This window comes from Flammeovirga sp. MY04 (assembly GCF_001682195.2).
GTDB lineage: Bacteria > Bacteroidota > Bacteroidia > Cytophagales > Flammeovirgaceae > Flammeovirga > Flammeovirga yaeyamensis.
The window spans coordinates 731,269-744,823 of sequence record NZ_CP003561.2; the positions used below are offsets into that span (position 1 = coordinate 731,269).

General features: G+C 34.9%; 9 protein-coding genes. 3 read left to right on the forward strand and 6 right to left on the reverse strand.

Features of this window, described 5'->3' with window-relative positions; all coding sequences use genetic code 11:
- Positions 1–7 precede the first annotated feature (7 nt).
- The 3 genes from MY04_RS22905 to MY04_RS22915 all read right to left on the reverse strand — a co-directional run bounded on the left by MY04_RS22905 (position 8) and on the right by MY04_RS22915 (position 6,099).
- A complete protein-coding gene (locus tag MY04_RS22905) occupies positions 8–2,644 on the reverse strand; it encodes a hypothetical protein (RefSeq protein ID WP_158297865.1) in 2,637 nt (878 codons plus the stop codon).
- Positions 2,645–2,715: 71 nt separating this feature from the next.
- Positions 2,716–4,269: a sulfatase family protein gene (locus MY04_RS22910; protein WP_066214719.1), complete on the reverse strand. Its 1,554-nt coding sequence runs from the start codon at positions 4,267–4,269 to the stop codon at positions 2,716–2,718.
- Positions 4,270–4,272: 3 nt separating this feature from the next.
- A complete protein-coding gene (locus MY04_RS22915) occupies positions 4,273–6,099 on the reverse strand; it encodes an arylsulfatase (protein WP_066214721.1) in 1,827 nt (608 codons plus the stop codon).
- 277 nt (positions 6,100–6,376) lie between these two features.
- Here MY04_RS22915 and MY04_RS22920 point away from each other — a divergent pair, with 277 nt between their 5' ends.
- A complete protein-coding gene (locus MY04_RS22920) occupies positions 6,377–6,832 on the forward strand; it encodes a DUF523 domain-containing protein (RefSeq protein WP_084006084.1) in 456 nt (151 codons plus the stop codon).
- Here the strand turns inward: MY04_RS22920 and MY04_RS22925 are convergent.
- The 3 genes from MY04_RS22925 to tnpA form a co-directional block, all read right to left on the reverse strand.
- Complete coding sequence (locus MY04_RS22925) at positions 6,792–7,097, reverse strand: integrase core domain-containing protein (RefSeq protein ID WP_158297866.1); 306 nt, start codon at positions 7,095–7,097, stop codon at positions 6,792–6,794. The genes MY04_RS22920 and MY04_RS22925 overlap by 41 nt on opposite strands.
- A gap of 69 nt (positions 7,098–7,166) precedes the next feature.
- Positions 7,167–7,715 carry a hypothetical protein gene (locus tag MY04_RS22930; protein WP_066214725.1) on the reverse strand — a complete coding sequence of 183 codons (549 nt, stop codon included), beginning with the start codon at positions 7,713–7,715 and terminating at the stop codon, positions 7,167–7,169.
- Positions 7,685–8,062 (reverse strand): IS66 family insertion sequence element accessory protein TnpA, encoded by a 378-nt coding sequence (tnpA, locus tag MY04_RS22935; RefSeq protein WP_066214727.1) that lies wholly within the window; start codon positions 8,060–8,062, stop codon positions 7,685–7,687. Before tnpA ends, MY04_RS22930 begins: the two co-directional genes overlap by 31 nt.
- A 26-nt stretch (positions 8,063–8,088) precedes the next feature.
- On the opposite strand from tnpA, the gene MY04_RS22940 reads away from it, so the two are divergent.
- Positions 8,089–8,295: a hypothetical protein gene (locus MY04_RS22940; protein ID WP_066214729.1), complete on the forward strand. Its 207-nt coding sequence runs from the start codon at positions 8,089–8,091 to the stop codon at positions 8,293–8,295.
- Between the two features lie 724 nt (positions 8,296–9,019).
- Entirely contained in the window at positions 9,020–13,462 is a 4,443-nt protein-coding gene (locus MY04_RS22945; protein ID WP_066214731.1) for an Ig-like domain-containing protein, read from the forward strand.
- Positions 13,463–13,555 lie beyond the last annotated feature (93 nt).

Genomic DNA, 13,555 nt, shown 5'->3' on the forward strand with positions numbered 1-13,555 from the left:
CAAACTATTATTTGGTTTCTTCATCATAAGCGATGTAGTAACCCGCTCCGTAAGTGGAACAGTAATACACCCCTTTTTTGTGATAGTCGATTTCTAAAGCATTAATTCTATCCGATTGAATATTACCTGTATTGATCTTTGTCCATGTTTTACCAGCATCCAAAGAACGATAGATACCCGGGTTCATCATATCCATTGATCCATCCGATGGTATAGCTGCTAAAACAATGTTCGGATTGTATTTCGCAGTCGTTACAATACTGGCAAACTTGTAGGGAATTAGTTGTTTCCACTGTCCTTTTGATCTCACCCAAACACCACCATGCTTATGGGCTCCATCAAATGTTCCGGCAGTGATATACAGTTTGTTATTTTTAGAGAAATGAACATCATGTACACTTACAATTCCTTTAGGAAGATCAATCGCTTCCCAAACCGTTTTCTTCTTATTCAGTTTGAATAATCCACCCTCTTGACCTTTTTTACCCATCACAGCAGCGTATAAATCGCCTTTGTTTTCGGGATCAAATTCGATCTTTTGAACATGTCCATTTTTTGGAAGTCCCGCATTGATAATATCAAATGTCTGACCTCCATCTTGAGATCTGTAAATACCAAAATCTTTGAATTTTCCGCCTTTGAACTTCACATTATGAACCACTCTTTTCTTTGGAATAACAAAGTATAAATGCTCTGTCTCCACCGGATCAATGCGTAAATGACTCTGATGTATGATCATGTTCAATGGGTTCCCAAAATCGGTAGGCTCAAAAATTCGTCCTTTTGGCGCCCAGTTTTGTCCACCATCTTTTGTTTCCATCAACTGACCAAAATAAGCTTGTCTGAAATGCAAAGCGTACATATGGTTCACATCATTTGGATGAATCGCCATAGAACCTACCGAACATTCCGCTGGTTTTTGCTTATTTGGAATACTGATTTTATAAACAGCTTGTGCCCCTTTTCTCACTAAATCGCCATCGTTTGTAGTTTTGAAGATAGAGTTTTCTCCAGCACATAAATACAGATGATCTTTGATTCTCTCGTCTTGAATAATTTCCTCACCCGGCAAGTTACTGTTTCCAGCACCGACCCAATGATGATTCCCTGGTTTTGTTTCTTTCTCATCGTTCTCCAACCAAGTATCTCCATTGTCGTTCGATACACACACTACTTTAGCTACCTGATACATAATGGTAGATCCATCGGCGTTAAATTCGGCAACAGCACCAGCTTTACGGTCGTAAGCATCTCTTTCTTCCCATTCGTCCTGACCAATCCAATCTACATTTATAGAAGTAGGATTGTTTCTCGCTTCCCAATGGGCTTTATCTCTACCGTTCCAATCTTTACCATTTCTGAGCGTTACATACCAATGTTTACCGCCATCATCCGATCTCCAAAGCATTCCGCCTGGGAAAGTAAATTGTGACTTATAGTTATTGATGACCAACAAGTGATTAGGGTTCGTTGGATTCACACGAATCATACTAACGGAATGCATCAATTGTTCTGGGGCTTTTGGATATTTCTTCTTCGCCTCATTAGCAGAGATACCAAACCATTTTCCTAAAGCAAATTTATAGTAGCCTTTCTGAATGTTCGGATTCTTCATAATGGCTTTATTAATGGGCATATCCGAGTTAATATTCACCCAAGATTCTCCTTCATCCTCACTTTTATAAACACCACCATTGTAGTCAATAGTATTGCCATTTGGAATGTATTTCACCAAATCAATCGCATATAAAATCACTTTTTTAGAGGCAGCATTATAATACATGTCCATCGAACGGATTATGTCGTTATCCATTCCCGACTTTACTTTTTGCTTCCAAGATTTACCTCCATTTTCCGATTTATACAAACCAAAAGTGGTCGCAGCAAAAACGGTTTGCGGTTGGGCAGGGTGTACAAAAATTCTTGTAATCTGAGCTTTAGTATCTATTCCTTTTGGAGTGATGTTCTTCCAAGTCTGTCCTTTATCTGTACTTTTCCAAATTCTAGCTTGATGTCCGTAATTGGGATTTCCATCGTTGCCTTCACCTGCTTTACCCACTTTAGTTTTCGTTCCAAAAACACCATGAGGGTGCTTATTCGTATGGAAAAAGTGATTACAATCCCTGATATTACCAGCACCTGCATACCATACATTATCGTCGGTCGGATCTACTTTGATGGTATTTACATGGATATTCTCAAACTGAGCACTCACCAATTCGTTGATCTTCCATGTCTTTCCTTTATCGTATGTGAAATACATGAAATTTGCATCTTCAATAGTACAAATACCAAAGTTCTCGTCTTGTCTAGAGAATTCTGGAGCATAGATTTCTACAGGTCCTCTACGTCTCGTTTTATACGATGGCCCATCAGGATCCATAATTCCCTCGTACGTTTCCCCTCTGTCTGTTGAGCGGTAAGAGTTCCCCATATTTGGCCCTTGATACACCGTGTTAGGGTCAGTCGGGTGCCAATAGATATGGTAGTTATTTCCTGATCCACCAGGTCCAAATTGTTCCCATTTTACCGTAGGCACGGATTCAATTCTTTCTGAGTCCAACTTCGAAAAATCTACTTTTTCCTGAGCGAAAAGTAGGGAAGAGGCCATCAGTAATATATTTGATATTATCGTTTTTTTCATTTCAATAAATGCTTTTGTTTGTAGTAATTTAGAGTCGTTTGTCGTGTAAGAGTTGTTCCCTAAAGCACAGTTTAATTAAAGTGGTTTTTAGGCGTCATCCCTTTCATTTGTTCTTCATAAGTGCCTCTTAAATAAGGCTTTTTGTCTTCCGAAGTCGACTGACGGTCGAACAACACTCCATATTTCTGATAATCGTGATAAGGAACAGCATTTTGCTTCAATTGCTCAACTTGTTCATCATATCTTTTTCTCATGATCTGAAGTTGCTTTTGGTATTTCTTTTCAGAAATCACATTCTCCATCTCTAAACGGTCTTTCCCTACATAATACAATTCTTCTGTAGGTTGCATACGCTCGTCTTCGTACTGCCAATAGATATATTTCCAGTCTTTAGAAACGACAGACATTTCCTGGATTTCATCATTTCCAAAGAAGTTCATCAAAGGAATATATTCTCTACTGATGCCCTTTTTCTTATGCATTAAAGGAACAAGATTTACCCCATCCATATTTTGAGGAACATCAACTCCTGCCATAGTTAAAATGGTTGGAGCGATATCGATACTCGAGGTAATTGTTTCTCTTTGTGCACCTTTGGTTTTCTTAGGCATTCTTGGATCGTAAATCAAAAGTGGAGATTTTGAAGCTTCTTCATAAGGAAGTACTTTACCCCCTAGATTGTGTGCACCACAGCTATAGCCATTGTCACCTGCATAAATGATGATGGTATTTTCATCCACACCTAATTCTTCCAACGACTTTCTGATCATACCAATAGCGTAATCTACACCATGAATAAGTTGGTTGTAACGCTTAATGGCTTCTTGATAATTCTCCTCAGTATCTCTCCAGAACTCATACTGTTTGTATTGTCTTCCCGTTAATGCTTGAGGCGCTAAATGTTTGGCATTTTCCTCACCATAATTGGCTGGTTTTTTATACGTTTTTCCTTCATACACCGCATCGAAATACACATCTGGAGTGAATGGAAGGTGAGGGGCTTTAAAGCTGATCGACATACAGAAAGGTTTACCCGATTCTTTTGCTTCTACAATAAAATCGTGTGCCCAAGCAGCATGTGCTCGCGTACTGTGAGGGTACTTTTCCGCATATTTCTTGATGTATTTGTTCTTTTCTGTTTTGTATTTGGTCTGACCTAATCCGCCTGCCCAAACATCAAATTGATCGACAGGTAAAACCTCCCATTTTTTATCGCTTGGATCGGTGCCGTCAGATACTGCAAAACCAAATTTTCCCGCAAAACCTGTAAAGTAACCAGCATCACGCAAGATCATCGGATACGATTTCTGGAACTTCTCTTTCTTCATTGGTCCATGCTCGAAATTACATCCAGTTTTGTATTCGAACATTCCAGTCATATAAATCGCTCTACTCGCCATACAAATGGAAGTAGTATTGTAGTGATTCATAAACTGCGTACCCGTTTCCGCCAATTTATCCATGTTGGGCGTCACTACCTGATCATTTCCATAACAGCCCGTAGCGATGCTTGTATGGTCATCGGATAGTAAGAAGATAATGTTTGGTCGCTTCTCGTCTTGTGCTGAGAGTGAAGAAATCACTCCCAAGCATAAGATCCATTGAAATATATAATTCAGTTTCATCGATTATTTCTCTTTTGATATGTAAACATAAAATGAGGAGATGTCTTTTCCGTCTTCATCGGTAAATTTGCCAACCAATCGGGCTTTTCCTTCGTTTAAATACACTCTAAACGTACAACCTTCCGTCTCCATATCCACTTTTTGATGCACTCTTAAAGCATCAATCTCCAAAGTGGCTTTTTTCAGAGGCATCACACGACCCTCCGGTCTTGCCTCGTACCAAGGTGCTTGAACTCCCAAAGCTTCTACTTTAGAATTAAACTTCATCTTGGATTCTTTAGGCCATCGAGCTAAAGTAATGTTGTAATAGCCTTCTTGTTGCACATCAATTGTCCAGAATCCGTCATCAGTTAATGCGGGCTTCTTGCCGCTTAAAGGATCGCGAATAAGGTCTTGATTCCAAGCCAAAGGTTTGTCGGAATGAATATCATGTACGGTTAAAGCCGTTTCATCAATTCCTTCCACACCTACTTTATAATACTCAAATTTACTGAAGTCTTTGGAAACATACGTCCACCAATTTTCATAAGCCGCTCTCATTTTCGTCACTCTTTCGGGATGCTGTGCTGAAATATCGTTCGCCTGACCAACATCTTCCCGAATATTGTACAATTCTTTCCCGTTAATGAGTCGCCAATCATCGTCCATCACCGCACTTAATTTCCATTTTACAGGATGTTGTGTTTTGTTTTTATCCAACACAGCATAACGTGAGGGCCAATCATCACCTTCTCCATAAAGTAGTGGACTTACCGATTTACCGTCGTATTTAGTATCGGCATGTTCGGTTAAACCACAAAGATCGATTAAAGTAGGCAACACATCGTAACTCATCACAAGGTGATCTATGGTTTTTCCTTTTGATAATTTTCCGTCTTTCCAATACATAAAGAAAGGGACACGGTGGCCGCCATCGTATTGAGAACTTTTTAGACCTTTCATGTTGGCATTGTAGCCGTATTCTTTTCCTTTGATGTTTCTCCAACCGTATTGTGTTCCGTTATCAGTGGTGAAAATCAAAATGGTATTGTCTGCCAATTTCAGTTCCTTCAGCTTCTTTTCTAATCGAGTGATGTTGTCATCGATATTGGTAATCATACCATAATACGCTTTTTGAAAATCGAGAAGATCTTCCTCGTCCTTATACATATTATAGTATTCTTCTGGTACATTTAGAGGTCCATGAGGAGCATTGGTGGAAAGGTACACAAAGAAAGGTTGATCTTTTTTCTCTTCGATGTACTTCATGGCTTCATCAAAAAATACGTCCGTGCAATAGCCCTTGAAACGTTCTGGCTTGCCATTTCTTAGGTAAACATCATCGAAATAATCGTTGTCCCAAAAATCAGGCGTCTGTCCAATTCCACCCGCACTATGATACAAAGCCACTTCGAACCCTCTATCTTCCGGTAGATACGGATAAGCATCACCTAAATGCCACTTACCAAAAAGTGCCGTGGCATATCCATTGTCTTGGAAGACTTGAGGCATAGCTGTGAATTTTTCTCTCAATAAATTACAGCCGGCAATAGTGTGCCATACTCCGGCACGGTGACCTTCCATACCCGACATTAAAGCCGAACGGGAAGGAGCACAAGTCGATCCTGCATGAAAGTTATCGAAGCTAATTCCTTGATGCTTCAATCGGTCCATTGCTGGTGTTTTGATAATTTTATTTCCATGGGCGGCTATATCTCCATATCCCTGATCGTCGGTCATGATAAGGATGACATTAGGTTTAGCCTTAGGTTTTTTGTCATCTGACATTACCGGATTTGCCAAACAGCAAAGAGCGATAATCCCAAAAAGAAGTTTATTCCATGTTTTCATTCAACATTTCATTTCTTAATTCGAAACTTAGAGTATGTCACACTTTAGAAGTTGGTACATGCTCCTAAAATTTATGAAAGCAAGGTAGTGTGCGATCGACACCTCCAACTTATTCTCTGATTATAGAAATAGCCAATTAATTTTATTACCTCCTAATTTTTAGTTTTTACACCCTTTTTTATCAAGAAATCTGCCTTTAGAACTACATTATCGTATGATTATTTATAGATAATCTGTTTTTTTGTATTTATCAATTCATCATCAGTGAACTTAGCAAATGGAAAAAGTGAAGCCTAAATATATTATTAGTTCTTGTCTCGTTGGCGTAAAATGCCGCTACAACGGAACCTGTTCATCCACCATCAATTTAGAAGATATGATACAAAGTGGAGAAGCAATTCCTATTTGTCCAGAAGTGATTGGAGGTTTGCCGACACCGAGAGAACCGGTCGAAATTCAGCAAACAGAAGATGGGATTCGAGTAACAAATAAGGCAGGAAATGATTATACACCTCAGTTTTTAAAGTCGGCAGAAGAAGTATTAAAAATTTGTCAGGATAATGGTATAACCAATGCGATTCTTCAATCGAGAAGTCCTTCTTGTGGATTCGGGAAAATCTATGATGGCACCTTCTCTGGGAAATTGATAGAAGGGAATGGGGTAGTAGCAGATAAACTTTTTAAGAATGGTATTAGTGTGATGACGGATGAGGAGGTGCTCTATCAGGTCTAAAACTGGACCGCTTTTGAGCTACATTTTTTAATTTATAATATTCATTTGGTGTCATCATCATCAGTGCTGAATGTGGTACATATCCATTATATTCATCAACCCATCCTTGAATTTGATCTATAACACTTTCAGGATTTTCTAAGCAACTTTCATATACGTAGTCTCTCTTAAATGTCCCTATAAAAGATTCACACATACCATTGGATTGAGGTGAATATGTTGGAGTATTACAGTTCTGAACTCCCCACTCATTTAATGACTTCACTAATTTCTTTTCTATATATTCAGGACTATTATCATGTAAAAATTGTAACCTTTCTTCTTCAGAAGATTGTTACATTTCTTCTATCTCATTTTCTGAGAAACGCTTATATAAAGCATTTTGAAAAAGTAATTCTATATCACAACCTTGAATATATTTTGATGCATACCATGAAATTATTGTTCTATCGCAACAGTCTAAAATAAATGAAAATCTAATCTTTTGACCATTCCAACATTTAATACTTGTAATATCACTTGCCCATCTTTTGTTTGACTTTTCTACGGATATTTTACCAGTATGTGGACGTGAACTACCTCGCTTACTCCCTCTCTTGACCAATAAGTCATTCTGTTTCATATATCTATGTAACAGATATTTAGTTATTGTAATTTTGTAGTCCCTTTTCAAAATTGCTTTGATTCGAAGAATACCATAGGTAGCTTTATTTCCTGTAATTTCACTAATTGCTTCTTGAACTCTTTTTGGTAAAGTTTGAGAAGATCTCTTACGTTTCTTTTTAACTTCAACAGGCTTATAATAAACTGAAGATTTAGAAATACCCAGAGATCTAATTACCCGATTTAGGCTTACTTTGAATTCCGAGGATAACTGTTCCACTTCTTCTTTTTTTGTTGATCCATTTCTAACTTTTTTTTTAGAATCTTAATGTCCAACGTTGATTCACCAAGTGCTTTTTTCAGTTCCTCGTTTTCCTTTCGTAAAATCTCTAATTCAGTTTTAGAGTGTAATTCACCTTCGTTTTTAATACCCATAATTGCTCCTGATTTGGCATCTGAACGCCATTTATATAATTGGCTTGTGATCATTCCATAACGTCTACAAAACTCTGGACATGATAAACCTGAACTTTCCCAGGACTCTACAATTACAGCTTTTTGTTCTGAAGTAAATAATCTTCTGCCTCCAGCAGACAATCTAGCATTTTTAAGGATTTCTTCTACCATTTTCTTTCGCTTTTTTTAGCTAAGAAGTGGTCCAACTTTTAAATCAGATAAGAACAACAGCTGTAGCTAAAGGGAGAAAAGAAGGAAAGGAAGAAGGTTTAAAAGAAGGCGTAAAAAAGAAAGCATTAGAAACAGTTCAAAATGCATTGAAGCTAGGATTACCTGTGGAACAAATCTCAATTCTGACTGGGTTAACTATAGAAGAGATCGAAATAGTCAAAAGAGAATTATAATAAAGTGAAGCTTATTTTCTTAAAATTATAATCCTGATTTACAATTCTCATTTATTTAACTATAAAGCAAAAACTCAACTATCTATATATCGAAGACGGCAATAGCATGGCTGTAGAGAAAAACTACATATTCTATAAAATGCCAATTTATTGATGGAAATCAGTTATAGGAAATTACTAATGGTAATATAATTATGTGTCGTTTTTATTCTCGTAGTCCTATTCAAAAAAACTTTAAATAGAACCTCTTTTTTATTTCAAAATTAAATGTTTTGTTTTCTTTAAAAATAATTTTTTATAAAATTCAAAATATGCTTGAGTTAATGAATATTGTCTTTTAAGGTGATTTAATAAAAATTAGTTTGTTTGGATTGACATGACACCCTACCAAAATAAAAAAATAACCCATTTTTTTTATTCGTAATACATTAGCCTATAAATTGACTAATACATTTTTAATAATCGTTCTTATAACACTATATAAAATGAATTAACAATTTTTCCTAATTGTATTGCGTAATTGTTAACAATTAATTTTTATGCTAAAAGAACTTAATTATTATTAAAATAATAATATATTTGCACCGACTTAAAAACAACGTTTAAGCATAACAGCCCTTTTTAACTACTGTTGAAACTATTGAACTATTTACTAATGAAATCTCTTTTCAACTTTTTAGCTGGATAATGTTATGCAATAATTTACTGTTTACTTTAATATAAAATGAAAAACAAACTACTTTACGACAAGCTTTTTGTCTTGGCCTTTTTGTGCCTAGTTACTTTTAGCAGTAACTCCTATGCTCAAATTGTAACTTTTGATGCAGAGACATCAAATCAATCAGTCGATCTATCTAACGGAGAGACACATCAAGAAACAATTACTATTTCAAACAAAGGTAACGCTCCATTAAGTTGGTCAGTTAGAGAAGTAATTGTTGGTGCACCTTTTTACATTAACAAACCCGATTATGCTGATGGTCTTGATGAGCAGTATCAAGATATTATTTCGGAAAATGTAATTCTTGCAAGAAGAGAAAATCAAAATATCTTTAACATCGCTAAAGAGTCAAATTGGCAGGGTAACATTTCACCTGCTTTAACTTTATGGTCAGAAGGTATTTCAAGAGGTAAAGATTTAAGTGATTACTCTAACCTTAATGATGCAAATGGTGGATGTGGAAGCTGTATTCTAGATGATACGTACTCTATGTATATTCCAAGTGAAAGAAGATTTTTTGATTTTGAATTCACAAGATTTACTAATTCAGGTCGTGGTGGATTTGAGTATTCAAGAAGAGAAATTGCGACTTGGGCAGAAACTTCAAAAAACTCAGGAAATCTATTGCCAAATGAATCAGAAGAAATTCAACTTACTCTTTCACCATTAAATTTACCAAATGGAGAGTATAATGTAAATGTCGAGTTTATTACAAATGATACGCAATCAAATGGTAATATTTTAGTTCCTCTTGTAGTAAGAATCACGGATGGTGTTCCAGAAATTATTACAGAAAGTTCTATTTCATTACAAAATCAAATGATTGGAGGTACATCAACTACAATTTTAAAAATTGGAAATGAAGGTACTGCTCAGTTAAACTTGACAGACATCACATCTAATTCTTCTTTGGTAACATTTGGAAATACAGCATTAACTATAGGTGTTGGTGAAATTGAAGAGGTTGAAGTTTATTTTACTCCAGAAACTACAGATGTTGTTAATGGCGAAATAACAATAAATAGTGATGATTCTAATTCTCCAAAAGTAATTGCATTTACTGCTCAGGGACTTGAAGCTCCTCAATTGAAAGTTAGCACAGATTTAATCAAAGGTGAGCTAATATATGGAAATTCTATGACTGCTTCTATTACTATCGAAAATACAGGGGCAGTTGATCTTAAACTTGAAGGTAGCACTGAAATAACAGGTTCTAGAGTAACTTTTTCTAAAGAAAGCTATACTGATTTTGATGATATTAATAATCAAGATCATATTACACCATCGGTATCTTTATCTAGAAAAAATAGACAAGGACTTTATAACCCTAAACTTGAATTAGGTTTTGATGACGATTCTCCGATTGGAACTTTATGGTCAACATCAAAAACATCTTCAAGTTCAGATAGTGATTATAGCACTTTTATGCGTGAATTTAGTTGGTATCCTCCAGGTATAGTGGATCGAGTGATATCAATGAAAAGTGTAGCAGAAGAAAGATATTTTGATTTCATTTTTTCATATTGGGCTGAAGGAAATGGAAGCGGAACAGGTTCTGGTGGAGGATTCAGTTACACAAGGTATGAAGTACCAAAATGGTTGGCTGTTCAATCTTTACCATCAACACTTTCTAGTGGAACTTCAACTACTGTTACTTTTGATATCACAGCAAATGTCATAGCAGGTGTTTATTATGGTGATTTTGTCTTAATTACAAATGATCCAATTAATCCAGAAATAAGAATTCCTTTTGAACTTAAGGTGAATGGTAATGCTGCAGTAAATATTCCTTCATATACATATGATTTTGACGAAACTTATGTTGGGGAGACCTCAATGAAAAAAATCGAAATTGAGAATGTTGGAACTGATACGTTATTTATATCAGATGTAACCTCAAATAATAGTAAATTCAATATTTCATCTTATGATGAATATATTTTAGGTCTACAAACTGGTTATATAAATGTGGAGTTTGCACCAACTTCAGTAGAAGAACCTTCAGGTAAAATTTCATTTCAAACATCTGATTTACAAAACAGTTCGATTGAAATTACTGTAACAGGACAAGGAGTTAATTACTCAAATATTTCTGTTCAACATGATCCAATTATCATTAATAAGGATTCACAAGACCCGTTTAGCCAAGGTATTACTATAGAAAATACTGGTGGTTCAGATCTTGACTGGATAATTTCAGGTGATTATATATCCTCTGTAAAGAATTCATTACCAGGTATTAATGCGAGATATAACCATATACTAAACGAGATGAATAGTATGACCATTTTTGAATATGATGGAGGTCATAACTATATTAATGATGGTTATAATGATATGTATGATAATGGAAATTATATTGCAACTAACTATTTTAGAGGAATTAGTTATTCTGATAATGTAATCTCTGATGGAACAAACTATTTCGGTGAAGGGACAAAATACTATACTCGTCATTTTGAAGGATTATTCTTCCTAGCAGCAGAGTTAAATGGTGTTGAAGAATTTGAAATCTATGGTAATTTAGGTGCTGATGGATATGGTAGTGTGGATACACTTTCTTTAGAAACTTCCTTTCAAGGTAAAGTTTATAAAGCATTTGTAAAAAGGGTCTATGGTACAAGTGATCCAGCTATTCATCACATGATTATTGTGGAGAAAAATAACGATTTGGCACGCGAATATTCTACAGATACGGATGATGACTATCATAAAGTTACAGGTCTTGAAAATACAGATAAATTATACTATTTGTTATTTGCAAGAAATGAAAGGGAACCTTATGGAACAAATAGATTAAGTTTAATCTTTAATAAAGCATTAGAATCTATTACTGGTTTACCAATAGGTATTGAACTATCGTCTATTTCTGGTAGTATTACCAAAGATAACTCTGAGGAAGTGATAATTTCATCAGAAAATCCTTCAGAAATATTATTAGGTTATACTGAGTTTATTTTAGAATTACACTCAAATGACCCTGAAAATGAAAGAATTGAAATTCCAATTACGATTCAGGGTAGTCCAAAAATTGTATTAAATGAAGATTATTATGACTATAATACACAATTTATTAGTCATCCTTTGACTCATAATTTTACAGTAAAAAATAATGGTGTTGAGCCTTTAATTATTTCTAATATTTCGGTTAGTAATTCTGCTTTTACAGTTCCATCTGGGGAAATAACAATAGCTACAGGCGAAACTTACATTTTACCTATTACTTTTGATCCATCTACATCAGGTGATTTTACAGCTGATGTTACATTAACAACAAATGATGTTAATAACCAATCAGTAATTATTTCTGTAGAAGGTTCTGCTGAAGCTGCACCAATGTTAACTTCATCTATTGATTTTACAGAATTAGATATATACCCTGGTACATCACATGTTGGTCAATTAACATTGGGTAATACTCAAGGTATTAACCTTGATTGGGATTTGCGTCTTTTAGATAAAAATGGTGAGGATGTATCGCCAAATTATATCACAATCGATAAATCTAACGGATCAATATCAAGTGGAAATAATGATGTGGTTAGCTTTACTTTTGACGCTTCTAACCTTTCAGTTTTAAGTGAAGAATATATATTATATATTACTACTAATGATCCAACTCAAGCAGTTGTTCAAATACCTTTTAGATTCAGAGTAAACGATTTAATTGCAGTTGAGACTATTGAAGATATTCTTATTAATGAGGATGTTGAATCTGGATCAGTTGATATTTCATCTTTATTCGAAACCGTAAATGATGAAGAATTGTCTTACTTGATCGTATCAAGTAATGTAAATGTTCTTACTGTAAATTTAGAGGGGAACACTTTGATGTATTATCCAAAATCATATGGAAGTATAAAAGTGTCTATTGCAGCTACTTATGATAATACAAATTATGCTTATTATGATTTCAATATTAGAGTTAATGGTATTATTGTAGAAGCAAATCCTATTGAAGATCAAGTGTTAACTGAAGGTTTTGGTTCTAAAGTAATCGATTTCACCACATTATTCACAGAACCTGATAATGATGAGATCACTTATTCTGTAGCATTAAGTAATGATAATGTAGTTACTGCTACATTGAATGATACCAAATTAACTTTAACAGAAAAAGCAATAGGAGAAGTAACTATCACAATTACTGCTAAAGAGGAGTTTCATAGTCTTTCTTCATCGTTTACATTTGAGGTAAAAGAAAATGAAGTGAATTCTATTGTTAACGAAAAAGAAGTTTGGAGTATCTATCCTAATCCTACTTCTAATTCTTTCAAGATTAAATCTCAAGAGTTAGGTGAATTAAGAATATATTCTACTGCAGGATATTTAGTTAAAACAGTGAACATTGAAAGAGTCGGACAACCCGTAAATGTACAAGGTTTAAGCTCAGGTCTCTACATTGTTTCATTCGATAATCAAAAATCAAAATTAATAATTAGATAATTTGATTTAAGGAGACTGACTAAAAAGTCATTTAGAGAAATCTAAATGACTTTTTTTTGATAAAGTATTTCTTATTGGAATAAAAAACCATTT